This is a genomic window from Methanobrevibacter sp. (assembly GCF_036307625.1).
In the GTDB taxonomy this organism is placed as follows: Archaea; Methanobacteriota; Methanobacteria; order Methanobacteriales; family Methanobacteriaceae; genus Methanocatella.
In genome coordinates this window covers 1-15,847 of the sequence record NZ_JAXJXF010000006.1, presented here as the reverse complement: position 1 = coordinate 15,847, position 15,847 = coordinate 1, and the positions used below count along the sequence as shown (strand labels likewise).

Annotated in this window: 21 protein-coding genes; 17 read left to right on the top strand and 4 right to left on the bottom strand. The window is 33.3% G+C overall.

The window, feature by feature from the left end; all coding sequences use genetic code 11:
* The first annotated feature begins 1 nt into the window (after position 1).
* The 4 genes from UIB65_RS00185 (at position 2) to UIB65_RS00170 (ending at position 1,966) form a co-directional block, all read left to right on the top strand.
* Entirely contained in the window at positions 2-478 is a 477-nt protein-coding gene (locus UIB65_RS00185; RefSeq protein WP_330039155.1) for a methylated-DNA--[protein]-cysteine S-methyltransferase, read from the top strand.
* An 84-nt stretch (positions 479-562) separates the two neighbouring features.
* Positions 563-1,144 (top strand): MFS transporter, encoded by a 582-nt coding sequence (locus UIB65_RS00180; protein WP_330039173.1) that lies wholly within the window; start codon positions 563-565, stop codon positions 1,142-1,144.
* Positions 1,078-1,407: an MFS transporter gene (locus UIB65_RS00175; RefSeq protein ID WP_330039154.1), complete on the top strand. Its 330-nt coding sequence runs from the start codon at positions 1,078-1,080 to the stop codon at positions 1,405-1,407. Before UIB65_RS00180 ends, UIB65_RS00175 begins: the two co-directional genes overlap by 67 nt.
* 28 nt (positions 1,408-1,435) lie before the next feature.
* Complete coding sequence (locus UIB65_RS00170) at positions 1,436-1,966, top strand: YgjV family protein (RefSeq protein WP_330039153.1); 531 nt, start codon at positions 1,436-1,438, stop codon at positions 1,964-1,966.
* Between the two features lie 7 nt (positions 1,967-1,973).
* Here the strand turns inward: UIB65_RS00170 and UIB65_RS00165 are convergent, their stop codons facing one another.
* Positions 1,974-2,609: a hypothetical protein gene (locus UIB65_RS00165; RefSeq protein WP_330039152.1), complete on the bottom strand. Its 636-nt coding sequence runs from the start codon at positions 2,607-2,609 to the stop codon at positions 1,974-1,976.
* 78 nt (positions 2,610-2,687) lie between these two features.
* On the opposite strand from UIB65_RS00165, the gene UIB65_RS00160 reads away from it, so the two are divergent.
* The gene (locus tag UIB65_RS00160) at positions 2,688-3,332 is read left to right on the top strand and encodes an HAD family hydrolase (RefSeq protein ID WP_330039151.1); all 645 of its coding nucleotides are present in this window, start codon (positions 2,688-2,690) and stop codon (positions 3,330-3,332) included.
* A 45-nt stretch (positions 3,333-3,377) separates the two neighbouring features.
* A complete protein-coding gene (locus UIB65_RS00155; RefSeq protein WP_330039150.1) occupies positions 3,378-3,728 on the top strand; it encodes an arsenate reductase family protein in 351 nt (116 codons plus the stop codon).
* A 367-nt stretch (positions 3,729-4,095) separates the two neighbouring features.
* Here UIB65_RS00155 and UIB65_RS00150 read toward each other — a convergent pair whose 3' ends face one another.
* Positions 4,096-4,293: a hypothetical protein gene (locus UIB65_RS00150; RefSeq protein ID WP_330039149.1), complete on the bottom strand. Its 198-nt coding sequence runs from the start codon at positions 4,291-4,293 to the stop codon at positions 4,096-4,098.
* Positions 4,294-4,395: 102 nt separating this feature from the next.
* Here UIB65_RS00150 and UIB65_RS00145 point away from each other — a divergent pair, with 102 nt between their 5' ends.
* From UIB65_RS00145 to UIB65_RS00095, 11 genes are all read left to right on the top strand, one after another.
* Positions 4,396-4,767 carry a helix-turn-helix domain-containing protein gene (locus UIB65_RS00145; protein ID WP_296805522.1) on the top strand — a complete coding sequence of 124 codons (372 nt, stop codon included), beginning with the start codon at positions 4,396-4,398 and terminating at the stop codon, positions 4,765-4,767.
* Positions 4,768-4,923: 156 nt separating this feature from the next.
* Positions 4,924-6,201, top strand: coding sequence for a serine--tRNA ligase (serS, locus tag UIB65_RS00140; protein ID WP_330039148.1), 1,278 nt, complete (start codon positions 4,924-4,926; stop codon positions 6,199-6,201).
* A 429-nt stretch (positions 6,202-6,630) separates the two neighbouring features.
* Positions 6,631-7,749 (top strand): chitobiase/beta-hexosaminidase C-terminal domain-containing protein, encoded by a 1,119-nt coding sequence (locus UIB65_RS00135; RefSeq protein ID WP_330039147.1) that lies wholly within the window; start codon positions 6,631-6,633, stop codon positions 7,747-7,749.
* Positions 7,750-8,060: 311 nt separating this feature from the next.
* Positions 8,061-8,483 (top strand): hypothetical protein, encoded by a 423-nt coding sequence (locus UIB65_RS00130; protein WP_330039146.1) that lies wholly within the window; start codon positions 8,061-8,063, stop codon positions 8,481-8,483.
* A 317-nt stretch (positions 8,484-8,800) separates the two neighbouring features.
* Positions 8,801-9,433 (top strand): flavodoxin family protein, encoded by a 633-nt coding sequence (locus UIB65_RS00125; RefSeq protein WP_330039145.1) that lies wholly within the window; start codon positions 8,801-8,803, stop codon positions 9,431-9,433.
* Entirely contained in the window at positions 9,430-10,062 is a 633-nt protein-coding gene (locus UIB65_RS00120; RefSeq protein WP_330039144.1) for a flavodoxin family protein, read from the top strand. The genes UIB65_RS00125 and UIB65_RS00120 overlap by 4 nt, the downstream gene beginning before the upstream one ends.
* Before the next feature lie 9 nt (positions 10,063-10,071).
* Positions 10,072-10,692: a flavodoxin family protein gene (locus tag UIB65_RS00115; RefSeq protein ID WP_330039143.1), complete on the top strand. Its 621-nt coding sequence runs from the start codon at positions 10,072-10,074 to the stop codon at positions 10,690-10,692.
* A 132-nt stretch (positions 10,693-10,824) separates the two neighbouring features.
* A complete protein-coding gene (locus tag UIB65_RS00110) occupies positions 10,825-11,091 on the top strand; it encodes a winged helix-turn-helix domain-containing protein (RefSeq protein WP_330039142.1) in 267 nt (88 codons plus the stop codon).
* A 99-nt stretch (positions 11,092-11,190) separates the two neighbouring features.
* Positions 11,191-11,982: a hypothetical protein gene (locus tag UIB65_RS00105; RefSeq protein WP_330039141.1), complete on the top strand. Its 792-nt coding sequence runs from the start codon at positions 11,191-11,193 to the stop codon at positions 11,980-11,982.
* Between the two features lie 259 nt (positions 11,983-12,241).
* Positions 12,242-12,760, top strand: a complete 519-nt coding sequence (locus UIB65_RS00100; protein WP_330039140.1) for a nitroreductase family protein — start codon at positions 12,242-12,244, stop codon at positions 12,758-12,760.
* On the top strand, positions 12,747-13,913 hold the full coding sequence (locus tag UIB65_RS00095) for a MalY/PatB family protein (protein ID WP_330039139.1): 1,167 nt from the start codon (positions 12,747-12,749) through the stop codon (positions 13,911-13,913). The genes UIB65_RS00100 and UIB65_RS00095 overlap by 14 nt, the downstream gene beginning before the upstream one ends.
* A 58-nt stretch (positions 13,914-13,971) precedes the next feature.
* Here UIB65_RS00095 and UIB65_RS00090 read toward each other — a convergent pair whose 3' ends face one another.
* The gene (locus UIB65_RS00090) at positions 13,972-15,012 is read right to left on the bottom strand and encodes a hypothetical protein (RefSeq protein ID WP_330039138.1); all 1,041 of its coding nucleotides are present in this window, start codon (positions 15,010-15,012) and stop codon (positions 13,972-13,974) included.
* 79 nt (positions 15,013-15,091) lie between these two features.
* Positions 15,092-15,847: NAD(+) diphosphatase (gene nudC / locus UIB65_RS00085; protein WP_330039137.1), on the bottom strand; the 756-nt coding region annotated here is incomplete at its 5' end.

Below are 15,847 nucleotides of genomic sequence, written 5' to 3'. Positions count from 1 at the left end.
TATGTATTCGACCAAATATTCATCACCAATCGGTGAAATTTTACTTTTAAGCGATGGAGATAATCTTTGTGGGCTTTCATTCGACAGTCAGAAAAAGGATGTTGATTCCATTGAAAATGATGATTTGGAAATCTTTAAAAAAGTCATTGGCTGGCTGGATGATTATTTTGATGGTCAAAATCCAAAAATTGACTTTGATTTGAAAGTTTCAGGAACTGATTTTAGATTGAAGGTATGGGAATTGTTATCTGAGATTCCTTATGGAGAAACAGTAACCTATGGCGAAATTGCTTCTAGGATATCACCTACAATGTCTGCTCAGGCAGTTGGTGGTGCTGTTGGTGCAAATCCGATAGCCATTGTTATTCCATGTCATAGGGTAATGGGCAAGGGAAATAAACTGACAGGTTATGCGGCAGGTCTGGATAAAAAAATTGAGCTGCTGAAAATTGAAAACGGTGATGATGTTGCATATTAATGCACGTTTGGTTTTTGGTGTTTCAGTACTTTTAATTTTAATTTTCTTGAACTACCTCACCTTCTATAAAGTTGAGGTAGTTCAATTGTAAGATTTATCCATGGGATAGGTTTTGGAGCATCAGCCAATGCAATTGTTACTATTGCATCAGAAATACTTCCTAAAAATCGTTTTGGAGAGGCATTTGGATATTTCATGTTGGGTACAACAATCGCAGTTGGAATTGGTCCCTACATTGGCGGCGCATTATATGACTCTTTAGGATCTTTTGGATGCTTTACTGCAGCAAGCGTTTTTTCAGCCTTGGCATTGATTTCAATGATTTTCATTAAGGTTTCCCAACCTGAAGATGTTGTAGGGGATAATCAAAGTTTCTCTGGTCTTGAAAAAATCTTTGAATATGGGGCCATTCCGGTTTCATTTTTCACTGCATTGACAAGTTTGGGTTATGTTTCAATATTATCATTTTACAGATTGTATGCCGTTGAGGTTAATCTAACAGCGGCGTTTTCATGGTTTTTCATAATCTATTCGATAGTTCTTGTAATTTCAAGACCTATTGCCGGCAAAATCCAGGATAGGAATGGTGACATGATAATATGTGTAACTGGAATAATTGCTCAGGCAATCGGATTATTCTTAATTGCTATTCTCCATCTGATTTAACAGTATTTATATGTGCAGTCTGTGCGGCATTGGGTTTTGGAACATTGAATTCGGCCTGCACAACCATTGTCACCCGAAACGCTAAAGCCAATAGAAGACCTTATGCAATTTCAACCTTTTTCATTTTCTGTGATGCAACAATGGGTTTTGGACCTGCATTGCTTGGAAGCTTTGCAATTGCCGGTTACGCCCCTGTGTATTATATATCTTCATTGATAACCCTTTTGGCATTGCCTGTCTGTATATTTTCCTTGAGAAAATAATATTAACAATTAAGATTAATAGGATAATATGGATTTGGCATTTAACATAATCATAGGCAATATAATCTCATTGATTGCCGGTGTTTTCATCATTTTAAGCATGTGGGTAAATGATGAAAAGCAGGCCTATAAATATCAGTTTTTAAATGCCTTCATTTTAGCTATATCTTCAGTATTCTTTTTGTCATGGACTGGAGTAACGACCATGGCCATTGCAGCAACAAGAAACGCAATGGTTTATTATGAGAGGCTGACATTCAATTGGACAATATTTTTCATCGTTATTTCAATTGTTTTGGGCCTTTTGGTAAATTCTATGGGATTTGTAGGATTATTGCCTATTATTGCAATAGTTCAGATTACTTTATGCAACTACTACCTGAAGACAATCAAGCCAATCAAGACAGGTTTCATTGTAAACAGTGCAATTTATATAGTTTATTTCCTGGCGATACTTGATTTTTCATCAGCGGCTATAGAAAGCATCACTGCATTAATTGGTGTTGTTTCATTGGTGAGGTTAATCAAATCCGAATCAAAAAAAGAGAATTCAGGTTAAACTTGAGTTAACCCTTAAATAATTTTTCAAGAAGTTGATCTTGTGACTTGTAGAAGTCGAGTTTTAGGATGGTCATCAGATTGTTTGGTGCACCGACCAGTTGGGTTGATGAAAATATGGGCATGAATACTTTTTTTGCATCCTGTTCCACGCAAATCTTCAAGGTTTCCGGCAGATTCTGTGATTGTTGGCTGTTTAGTATTACAGTACCGTCATCCAAGCTTACGTCATTTTTAATGCTTTCATTAGCTATCAGTTCCTGCAGTTCAAAATCACTAGCTTCAGCATCTCCTGTCAAATTATCAACGACTGTTTCATTATTTTCAACGGATAATTTGAATATGTCAGTTCCCTCTAAAAAGTAAACCTCTCCTGGTTCATGTGAATTGTTTAATGCAGAACCGATTTTGAATGTGTTTTCCACTTCCTCCCTTTCGACTTCCTTTGCCTTAATCTTTTCAATGGCATCGTCTGAGGTGTATAATTCTCCATGGTCTGGAGCGTAACTCAATAATTCCTTATATTTGCGTAATCTTTCGTCCTCTTCATCTTCACCAGCTATCTTTTTTAAAAGACGAATAATCTCAGTGTTCTGATTTTCAATATTTTTGGCAATTTTAATTAATTCTGATAAATCTGACATGGTTAGTATTATAGGTTTTTTAATTATTATAGCTTTAGGAGTCTAAATTTAAATTAATGAAGTTACATATTCTTAATCATGAAAAAACTTGCAATTTTTGATTTTGATGGAACTTTATTCAATTCGGTCGATGATGTTGTAATCTGTTTTAACCAAACTTTGGAAATCTATAATTTTCCGACATTGACCAAAGAAGAGTATTTTGAATGTTTGGGTGGAAATATTGATGAAATTGTCTCTTTGGTGTTGGGGGAAAACAATTCCTTTGAAAATATTGAAAAGGTTAAAAAAACTTATTTGGAATTGTATAATCCGTCACCTAAAGAACACACCTTGCCATTTCCCGAAGCTCATGAATGTTTAAATAAACTGCAGGAAAAGGGTGTTTTGCTTGCCATCAATTCTAACAGGCTCAATTATTCCCTCAAATACTTTGTAGAAAAATTTTTTACTGATATAGATTTTGTGCTGGTTGAAGGTCATGATGAAGATTATCCGTCCAAGCCAAATCCTTTCGGCGTTGAAAATATCCTTAAAAAAGCAAATGTGGATTTGAAGGATGCAGTTTATATTGGAGATTCCAAAACTGATATTGAAACAGCTCAAAATGCAGGAATGGACTGCATTGTTGTCAAATGGGGTTACGGCAATCAGAAGGATTATGAAAATGACTACATTCTCGAGGCTGTCGATGAGTTTGATGATATTTTAAAGTATTTTTAGAAAAATGCGAAAATTTATTTTATATTTAAGAAATAATATTTAATCATGTTATTCGTTAATTATCCAAAATGTTCAACTTGCAGAAAAGCCAAAAACTGGTTAGAGGAACATGATATTGAATTTGAGTCAAGACACATTGTAGAAGACAACCCAACAGCACAGGAAATTGAAGAATGGTGGAAAAAATCAGATTTACCGTTAAAAAGATTTTTTAACACTAGCGGACAGGTCTACAGAAAATTGGGATTAAAAGATAAACTTCCGGACATGTCTGAAGAGGAACAGTTTGAAATATTGTCCACAGATGGAATGCTTGTCAAACGTCCGGTTCTTGTTGGCGACGATTTTGTATTGGTTGGTTTTAAGATTAAAGAATGGGAAGAAAAACTATTATAATTTTCCTTACTATTTTTTAAAATTTTTTTTTTTAATCTTGTGTAACTCTTTCATTTTCATTATTGAAAAAATAGATTGTCTGAAAAACGTTTTCAGAAAGACTTTTAAAAGAAGACAGCTAGAATTTTTTGATTTTACCTTTTGCTTTTGGGAAGTGGGACTCCCTTTAGGGATTAGAGATTCGGAAAAAGGGGTAAACCAATTTTACCTCAAAAAATTCTACTTTTGGAAATCCTATGAAATTTAGGGGGAATAAAATCTGGTCTGTTTTTCAATCGCAATGATGTAAAATTTTTAATATAGTGTTTAACAGCTTTGAAGTTAGATTTAATAATCTAATTCTTTCACTGTTTGTAGTCAACTTGTTTTAATATTGCCTAGTCAAGATGTGGTCATGATTAAAATATTTTTGCTTTTCGCTCATGCAGAATACATCTTGAGCTATTTTATCGAGGATAAATTTTTCATTTTCATTCCATTCGCTTCTCTTATGCTTATTTGCTATCTCCTTGAAGTTGAAAGTCACATGCGTGCAACTTTCAATACAAACTTGGGGTGATGCCATATAAATGCTTTTTGTAACCTTTTGGTCACCTCATTACCGAAAGGTTTATATATGATGAATAACAAGTCATAATAACCTATCTATTTTTAGGAGGTAATGCTCATGGAAACTTTGAAGCACATTAAATCATGTCCTATAGAATTAGTTGTTAAATTAATAAATAAAAAATGGGTAATTCAGATCATACGTGATTTATTCTTTGGTAAATCCCGTTTTCATGAATTTAAAGAAGATAAACCAGATCTTTCAAATAAGGTTTTAAGCAACTGCCTGAAAGATATGGAGAAAAACGGATTGATTCACAAAATTGTGGACAAATGCGATAAAAAGAATGTAAAATACATACTGACTGAAAAAGGCAAATCATTGAACAAGGTTTTATATGAAATTGCCATGATAGGTGTTGATGGGGAAACCTACTCCGACAGCATCAAAAACAGTGTGAAAAATACATTTAGAGAAACATTGCTCTAAAAAACTGAAATTAAATATGGTGTGCGGTGCCATATTAATAACTCTTTTTTTCCAAATTTCTTTTAAGGGTACAATTTTTAAATAGATTAAACATTAACTTTAAAAAATAAAAAAATCATAAGTATAACTGATTAAAATATTTTAGGGGACAAAATATTGCTAGATATAAAATTATTCAGAGAAAATCCAGAATTAATAATAGACTCTGAGAAGAAAAGATTTAGAGATACTGAAAACGTTGAAAAGGTAATAGAATACGACACCTTATGGAGAGAAGGTGAAAGAAAACTTAACTCATTAAGATCAGAAAAAAATAAATTATCCAAATCATTCAAAAAAGCCAAAGAGGAAGGCAACTTTGAAGAGGTTGTCAAAAGATCCAAGGAAGTTGCAGCCGAAATCAAGCAATTGACTGCAAAGAATGCAGAATGCCTCAAACTCAGGGATGATTACAGATACAAGGTTGGAAACATTATTGATGACGATGTGCCAATTTCAGACACTGAAGATGATAATGTAGTTGTCAGAACCTACGGTGAAATCCCAGAACCTGATTTTGAACTTTTGAATCATGTTGATTTGATTAATAAAATTGACGGAGCTGACCTTGAAACTGCAGCAAGCATTGCAGGAGCACGCTTCTACTATTTGAAAAGAGACATATTGCACTTAAACCTTGCATTAATTCAATTTGCCCTATCCGAGCTTGAAGGTGAAGGATATATTCCAATGCAAACACCATTCTTTGTAAAAGGTGAAGTTGCAGCAGAAACCTCTGAACTTGGCGAGTTTGAAGAAACATTGTACAAAGTTGAAAATGAAGACATGTATCTGATTGCAACTGCAGAACAGACTTTGGCAGCCCTTCACCGGGATGAAATCATCTCCCCTGATGATTTACCTTTAAGATACTGTGCACTTTCAACCTGCTTTAGAAAAGAGGCAGGTTCTCATGGAAAGGATACTCTGGGAATTTTCAGGGTTCATCAATTCGAAAAAATCGAACAGTTCATCTATTCAGCGCCTGAAGATTCTAGAAATCAGCATGACCATCTGATGGAAGTAACTGAAAGAATCTATCAAAAGCTAGGACTTCCATATCAGGTAATAGCTATTGTATCATCAGCATTGAATGATAATGCTGCCATCAAATATGATTTGGAAGCATGGTTCCCAGGTTCCGGTGCATTCAGGGAATTGGTTTCATGTACCAACTGTAAAGATTATCAGGCACGTAAGACAAAAACCCGTGTTGGAAGAGCAGGTTCTGGAGATGCTCAAACATTGCACACCTTAAACAGTACAGCCATTGCAACTGAAAGGACAATGTGCTGTATCCTGGAAAACTATCAGCTGCCTGACGGTAGTGTAAAAGTTCCTGAAGTGTTAGTCCCTTACATGAATGGAAAAACAGTCATTGAAGCTAAAAAATAGCTTCACTCTTTTTTTTTAATGGTGGGGATGTGACATGAAGTCACAATTTCCAATCCTACCTGACATCTTTAGATGCCATTTTGTGAAATTCATCTCCAATCTTTAAGAATGGTATTCTTTTACTATTAATATAAATAGAATATATTGTCAGTTTCAATAACTGTAACTGCATTAAATTAGAACAACAAGACAGAAAAAATGCAAAGAATTAATAACCTCCATTGACTGATTCACGGGATTGTTTAAAAATATCATTAGTAAAATATTCTGCTAATTTACATATTAAGATTTCAAAAATATTATCTGTTGAATTTTAGTATTCAATCACTGATTCAATATCAGTTTTGACACAAACTTTAAATAATCTATATCTATTTATACAAATTGCAATAAAACAATTATTATAATAATTAGAGTGGGGGTTAAATCTTGTTTAATAAAAAATATTTCATATTAATTTTAATATTATTGTCTTTATTTTTTTCAATTGCATCAATCAGTGCTGCAAATAGTGTTTTAACTGACAATTCGAATAACAGCATTACAAATGAGTCCAGTTTACAGCTTCCTCTTTCTTTTGAAGAGGGTATTAATCAAAATGTTAATGATTCTTCGGATATAAATGATAATGTTTTAGCCAGTAATCAAAATACTGTTGAAAAATCCAAAAACTCAAGTGCAGTCATTAAAAAAGCTCCTAAGGTATGGATTAATAAGATGATTGTTAAATCTGACAAGAAATTAGTTATAAAACTTAAATCAGATAAGAAAGGAACAATCTATTATTCCACAAATGGTAAAAATCCAACTGTTCACAGCAAAAAATATACTGGCCCTATAACTTTAGCATCGAATAAAGTTTTAAAGTTTTTTGCTGTTTCAAAAGATGGAAGCAAATCAAAAGTTCATACATATAAAAGAATTTTAGGTAGAACTTCAAAAGGATATGTTGAAAAGCTCTACTTCGGCAATATGTCTTCAACAAAAACCATTGCCCTAATTGTTGGAGTTCATGTTGAAGAATGTGAAATGCACAAGGCAATATATAAAAGTCTGATTAAGAAAAACAATAAATTAAAAAGAAAGTATGTGTTATATTACATTCATGTGACTAAAGACCAGTACAGTTATTCAAAAAGCAGAATGAATGGCCAAGTATTAGGAAACAAATACATAATAAAGGATATAGTTAAAGAAAAACCTAAAATAACAACAGATGTCCATGAAACAAGCTATAAGCTTAGCGGATACAAATATCCTAGATTCATCCATATGATTTCTAATAAAAACATTAAGACTGTCAAAATAAGTAAAAAGCTCCATAAGAAATCTTCTCTTTATTTAAAAAGGCTGCTAAAATTGACACCACACATTAAAAGATATGATCCGCAGTTGGGTTCAAGTCCTGCCTATATTACTGTACCTATTGCAAATAAGGGTTTAGTTTCTTATATCTATGAAACAGAAAGTAATTACTCAATAACTGTTAAACAGACTTATGCAGACAAATATATTAAAGCTTTGGATAAAGTCAATTTATCCTTTTAGCTTTAACTAAATTAATGCAAGAATTCCATGACTTCTACAAGTCATGGATGAATTGCACAAAGGCTGCATTAGTTTTTCAATTGCTCTTTGATGAAATTTAAATAACAAGATAACAAAAAATAATAAATGACAATGATACAATAAATTAAACTTTTTCAACAATAACCAAGTTTAAAAAGAAATATTAATTGAATCTGTCTGAACCTTCGGGACGAGGGGGATAGCACGGTAATCTATACTCAGTAGAGTATACAGCCCGTGAAGTAAGAATCCTCAACTTCTATAAAGTTGAGGTAGTTCAATGGGTGTGTATGTTAGTGAACAAAAAAATATTGGCGATATTATTGTTTGGTATCTTAATCCTGTCTATTGGGATTGTATCGGCAACTGTATTGTATCAAGATCCATTAAATGGAATGGATGAGAAGACATTTAAAAAAAAATGTGAAGAAGTTACTTATGGGGATATTAAACCAAATGAGGACTTGAAATATCATCCTATAAAATTAAAGGGAATGGTAGACATAGTGGCACACGATACACTAATATTCCATGCTGATGGTTTTCGTGACCAAGAAGTAATAGTTAAACTGCCTCCTGATCAGGATAATGCTAAATATAGAAAATATGCAGGGTTAAATGCAGTCATTTATGGCTCATATCAGGGATTGGATGATTTTATATTATGTGGTGAACGTCCAGTTATAAATGCAGCTACTATTGATAGTAAATAATGTCGGGTAATCTATAAAAATGGTCGCAACATGTTGTGTTCCAAATGCTCAAGATATGACTATTGAAATTCAGAATATGTTGGGAAGCAGGTAATTGGAGATTAGAATCGGGGGTGCAATTTGCATCTGCCCTTATTTTTTTTACATTCCTCATCTGGAATGAATTTGTTATTTTGTTTTCTTACATCTCTGCTCAATTTTTTAAACAGCTGCAAATCCAACTATTAATGTAGGCAAATATATACAAAATTTTAACAAATACTTTTTTTAAACATTAAATCCAATATAATTATTAGTTAGCCATATTGGGGATTTAAATGAAAACTATTGTTATTAATGCAAGTCCAAGAAGAAAATTCTGCACAGCACAAATCATGAAAGAGGCTGCAAAAGGTGCGGAATCTGTCGGAGCTGAAGTTGAATACATAGATTTGTACAAGTTAGATTTGCACGGATGCATGAGCTGTCTGATTTGTAAAAAGGTAGATAAGGAACGCTGCAAGTGTTATTGGAGAGATGAACTGTCTCCTCTGATTGAACGAATTTTGGATGCCGATTGTCTTTTAATAGGGTCTCCAATTTACTTTGGTGAGCCTACAAGCCATTACAGGGCTTTGGTCGAAAGGTTAATTTTCTGCATTCTTTCATATGAGGGATTCGGTTCATATTATGAAGGGAAATTAAACGTGGGTTTGTTCTATACCATGAATGCCCCTAAGGATTATTATGAAAACATGATGCGTCAGGGCCTTGAATCTTCAGCAAATATATTCAACATGCTGAATGGTGAAGTAAGGATTTATCCTGTATTAAACACAGTCCAGGTTAAAGACTATTCCAAATACAGCATGTCTGCCTTTGATGGGGATGCCAAAAAGGCATACCGAAAAGAACACTTCCCTGCTGATTTGGAAAATGCCTTTAAGATAGGTGCGGAGCTGTCCAAATGAAGACGATTGTCATCAATGCAAGCCCGAGGAAAAAATGGAATACTGCTGAGGTGATGCAGGCCGCTCAAAAAGGAGCTGAATCTGTTGGTGCTGAAACGGAATATGTTAATTTATATGATTTGGTTTTTAAAGGCTGCAGGAGTTGTCTTATATGCAAGCAAAAAGATAAAACCAAGGGCAAATGTTACTGGAATGACGATTTGACTCCTTTGATTGAAAGGATATTCAATGCCGATTGTCTTTTGATAGGCTCACCAATCTACTTTGGCCAGCCTACTAGTGAATTCAGGGCATTGGTTGAAAGATTGATATTCTGTATAATGTCATATGATGACGGATCCAGCTATTATACTGGAAAGGTCAATGTTGGAATATTTTATACTATGAATGCTCCTTTGGAGTTTTATGAAAGCTCTATGAAGGATAGTTTGTCCAGTACAGAGTTTTTATTTTCATTTTTGAATGGTGAAGTGGTTTCCCATCCTGTTTGCGATACTTTGCAGGTTCATGACTATTCTAAATATAATATGGCTGGATTTTCACAGGAATTGAAAGAAAAACAACTTGTTCTTCAATATCCTCATGATATAGAAAAGGCTTTTGAAATTGGTGCTAAATTGAGTAAATAGGTGTTTTTATTGAAAGCTATAGTTATTAATGCTGGCCCGAAAAGAAGGGATGGTAATGCACAGCTTGTGAAAGAGGCTGCAAAAGGTGCTGAATCTGTAGGGGCAAGTGTGAAATATGTCGATTTGTATAAGTTGGATTTGCATGGGTGCATGAATTGTGGGGTCTGTAAAAACGATGACAAGGTAGGCAAATGTTACTGGAAGGATGAAACCTCTCCTTTGATTGAAGAGATTTTGGCTTCCGATGTATTGATAATCGCTTCTCCGATATTTTTCACCGAACCGACAAGTCATTACCGTGCCTTGATTGAAAGATTGATATATTGCATAGTTTCATTTGAAAGAGGAAATGTCTTTAAGGACAAAATCAATGTTGCTCTGTTTTATACGATTGAATATCCTAAAGGCATGTTTGAAAAAAATGTCCGACCTCACCTTAAACAGTCTGAAAGCTTGCTTGAGATGTTCAATGGTGAAGTTAATATTTATACTTCACGTATAATTACCAAAAATGAACGAAATAAATCTTTAGATAATCCGGAATTGGAAAGCAAAATCAAAAAGAAAGAAAATGAATTTGCTGAAGATTTGGATAATGCTTTTGAGATTGCTGTTAAATTATGCAAATAATTTTTTTTACTTTTTTTAATTTTTTTAATTAAATTTTATTTTTTTATTCATATTTTTTCATTGATTTTTATAGTTGTGACTAAATGTTTATATCATAAATGATTTAAGTTACACTAGGGTGGTGTTAGGAATATGGATAATGAAATGTTGGGATTAGTTGCACATGTTAAAATTTCTTCATATAGGTTAAAAACGGTATTGTCACTGAAAGAATCCGACAAAACTCCCTCACAAATAGCGAAAGATACTGGAATTCGCATTAATCATATATCAACGGTTCTTAAAAAATTAAAGGAATTGGGTATAGTTGTTTGTCTTAATGAGGATGATAAACGCAATAGAATATATCAACTCACTCCTATTGGCCGTGAAGTTGTTGATTGCTTGGATTTAATTTAAGTATACATTTTTAAAAAATGCATACATTTATATACTACCTATTTACAATATTATATTGTGTACAAAAATTTAATTTGTATACGTGTTTGTGGTGGTATTATGAACAACGAAAAAAAAGAAAACCCAAGAAAATTTGTATTTGGAAACGGAAGATTCGGCGGATCTTATACTCCTGGCGAATTTGAATTCAATTTCCCTGAAGACATGTCTCGTGAGGATTTTGAAAAAATATTCGCTTCCAAAATCAGATCATTTCAAAATATAGGCAACGAATTTGCAGAGGAATTCTTTGACAGTTCTTCCAAATCCAAAAAAGAAAAACTGAAAACATTAAGCATTCGTGTCAAGCCTCATACAAAGGAATTCTTTAAAAACAATTCAAGATTATCTCCAAGAAATGTTCTTGAAATCTATGAAAACTTCAATAATGGTAGTGAAGCATTCATAAATTCTCTTATTGAGGATGAAAAGCAGCTTGAAAAAGAATTAATGGAAGTTCAAGAAAAACTGCACAATGCAAAGCTTTTTAAGGATAAATTAAGTGAAATGGAACCGGAAAGTGAAGTTTTAACCGATGACGATAAGCTTGTTAAGTTACATAACAAATATATGAACAGTGAAATAAAAGTCATTGGAAACGAAATCTCAGTTGGAAAGGCTAAAAACGATATCATTAAAGATATTCAAATTTACAATACATTGATTATTCGTGTTTATAATAATGAGGTTTTATCCATTGGAGTATTCACAAATGCTCAACCTGTTGTATATTATTTCAAAAATGAGTATGCTGAAGATGATATTGAGGAAACATTAAATCATGTCGAGGAATATTGCGGCGAACATGATATTACATTTGATTTAAAGGAAATTTCCCTTTTCGATGACTAATTTAAGTTTTTTGGGAGTGTGATAAATCATATAATCGCACTTCAATTAATTTTATTTTTCTTTTGCGACAAACTATTAATTGGATTTTTGAAAATCTGGCCTGGTTAAATAAGGTTTCTTTCTTGTACTTTTTTTTAATTTGTGGTGATGGTTAATTTTAACCTGGTCTTGGGAGTAATTTTAATGTGCTGGTGAAATTACTCTCTTACTATAGTAATTTTTTAATATGTTGATGAATTAAATATTTTATAGTGATAACATGGCTGATTTTGAAGAAATTATTAACACAAGAAGAAGCATTCGTGAATATGCGGATATGCCTGTAAGTGATGAAGACATATTAAAAATCTTAAAAGCAGGAATGCAGGCACCGGGATCAAGGTTGGGTGCCGAACCATGGGAATTCGTAGTAATTAAAGATAAGGAAACATTGGCCAAATTGGGAGAAATTAAACCTCGTGTAACCAATGCACCCGTTGCAATTGTTCTAGTTGCAAACATTGAAAGAGCATTTTATAAAACTGTATGGCAACAGGATATGGGTGCAGCTGCTGAAAACATGTTGCTTGAAGCTGTCAATCTAGGTTTAGGTGGACTATGGAATGGTGTTGCACCTGAAGAAGAGAGAATGAAAGCAATAGGCGAAATTATCGGCATTGATGATATAACTGAAACCAAACCGTACTGTATAATTACTTTAGGATATCCTGCCGATGGATGGGAAAACAAATTCATGGATAAATTCGATGAAGAGAGAATCCATTATGAAAAATATTAAGTATGACTTCAACACTGTTATAGACAGGCATGGGACAAATTCCCTGAAGTGGGATCTTTTTGATGACGACCTGCCTATGTGGGTAGCTGATATGGACTTTATGGTGGCTTCGGCTATTCGTGAGGCTATTCAAAAAAGGGCAAATCATCCTGTATATGGGTATAATATAGTTCCGGACGAGTTATTTGATGCTTATATTAACTGGTGGGACAGAAGATATGATTTGAAAATGTCAAAAGATGACATGGCCTATTCAATAGGGGTTATGCCCTCAATATCTTCCATGATTCGATGTTTAACAGATGTGGATGATGAAATATTGATTCAATCACCGGTTTACCATGTATTTTACTATGTCATAGAAGATAATGATCGTAAAGTACTGGAAAATGAGTTGACATACGAAAACGGAAAGTATGAAATTGACTTTGACGATTTGGATGAAAAACTGTCCCAGGTTAAACTGATGATACTGTGCAATCCTCATAATCCTGTAGGAAAGATTTGGTCCCGTGAGGAATTGGATAAAATCGAGGAACTCTGCATCAAACATGACGTAATTCTGATTTCTGATGAAATTCATTGCGATTTGACTGATCCTGATGTTTATTACAATCCGTTTAAGTCATGTGACAATGTTGTCAGATGTCTGTCTCCTTCAAAATCATTCAATATTGCAGGTTTTCAAAGCTCAATAATTCAAACGGTCAACTCTGATTTGTTGAAAAAAATCAAAAATCAGATGCACATTGACAATTCAGATTCTGCCAATGTATTTGCAGCAGCTGCTGTAATTGCTGCTTATGATGAATCAGAAGAGTGGTTATGTGAACTTAAGGAAGTTTTATATGAAAATAAACAGATTGTTAGGGAATATCTGAAAAATGAATTGCCTGTAATCAAATTGGTCGAGTGTGATGCAACATATCTGTTGTGGCTTGACTGTTCTCAGCTGAATGTTCCATCAAAAGTACTTTCCGGATTTTTAAGGCAAAATCAGGGGCTGTTCTTATCTGCAGGGATTGATTTTGGACAATGTGGTGACAATTTCTTAAGGATGAATATAGCATGTCCTCAGGAACTTTTAAAAGACGGATTGGGCAGGCTGAAAGCAGGCATAATTGCACTGTCAATCATTAATAAGGGATTATAATTAACAGATTAGTTTTTGAATCAAAAAAAGTAAAAAAAGAGAATGATAAGTAAATTACTTATCTTGTTACTTTAACGGTAACTTTTTTGTAATCGGAGTTTAAATAATTTTCACCATGCATGATGATTATTTTGTGAGCTCCGATGCTTAATTTTGAAGCATCATATTTTGCAATGCCGTTTTCATCGGTTTTAACAACGACGGTTTTATATTTTTTTCCTGTATATACTTTCAATGCAAGTTTAACATTTTTCATGGCATGTTTTGTAAAGTAATTGGTAGCTTTGATGTTTAATGTTTTTTTGGAATTTTGTTTTACGGTTAATGATTTGGATGAAATTGTCAGGTATGTTTTTCCTATAGGGAATTTATTTAATGTTACCTTATTCTTATTTAAAAATTTTGAAGCGGTAACTGCAGTAACGCTATATGTTCCAGGTTTGAATGGAATGTTATAACCTGCCATTCCTTTTGAATTGGTTGTAAGTGTAATTTTCTTTCCGTTTGAAAATTTGACTGCAATTTTTGCATTTGCAATTCCTTTATTGTTGTTGAGGTTAACAAGCTTAAAGACTAATTTTGCATCTTTATAATATGCGCTTGTTTGGTCCAATTCAAAATTGGAAGGAATCCCGGCAATGGTAAATGTTATGTCTCCTATTGTTTTGCCTGAATCTTTTAGCTTGGCTACGACATTGTATGTTCCAGGCATTTTATTGAAATTCAAATTGATTAAACCGTTTGAATTTGTTTTATATTCTTTCAATTGGATTTTGTCTACAAAAATATTGACAGCTTTTCCTTCAATGCATTTATTTGAAGTTACATTGGTTAATTTTAACTGTAGCTTTGCATCTCCATAAAAATATCCGGTTTCTTTAAATTCATATTTCATATCATTGATTTGATAGTTACTGTTTGCATCACTTAATTTTTCATCAGCATTATTCACTGAAATAACATCATCTGCTTCATTTACCCTGGCAATTGGACTATTGTCAGAACTAGTATCATTTAATTCGACTGCACTGACTGCCGATAAGCTAATGAATGCAATTGATAAAAATAATAGAACAATTATGAGTTTTTTATTTATCATACTTTTACTTTTAGTTTTCGAAGTATTTAATTGTAATATATTTTTCATATTTTCCCATTCAAATTAGGATTATATGAATTTAACTATCTGTTGAATCTATGAAATTCTGAATCAGCCAATCTGAAATGCTGATGTCAGAATTGTATCGTATTATTTCATCCTTTTTAAACCATTTTGCCTTAAGAATTTCATCTCCGTCCACCTTTATGTTTCCGGATTCATATTCTGCAGTAAATGCCAGCATAAGTGAATTTGGAAATGGCCATGACTGGCTTCGCTGATATTTCAGGTTTTTGATTCTGATTCCAACTTCTTCCAAGACCTCCCTGTGCACGGCCTCTTCAATGCTTTCACCTGGCTCTACAAAACCTGCTATCAATGCATATCTTATATTGTCATGGTAGCTGTGCTTTGCCATGAGCAATTCATCATCCTTTCTGATGGCCACAATAATGGCAGGAGCGATACGGGGATAATGCACTTGACCACAGGAAGGGCATTTTAACATCATGTCCTTTTCATCTAGTTGGGTTTCAGTTCCACATCTTCCACAGAACTTATGTGATATATACCAATCATTGACAAGCACGGCTTTTGCGCCCATAAGATAGAGATCCTTGTCAAATTCATAAACTTCACGTAAGTCGTAGCCGTTTTCAAAATCAGCGTTAATGACAAAACATCTTTTAGAATTGTATTTTCCGATATATAAGCAAAAATTAAAGTCAATTTCATCTGATTTTTTTGGAAGTTGTTTGTTTTCATCCAAATATAATTCTCTGGAATCATTGAAAATGAATATGTAATCGTCATCTTCAGGGGCAATGTCTGCACT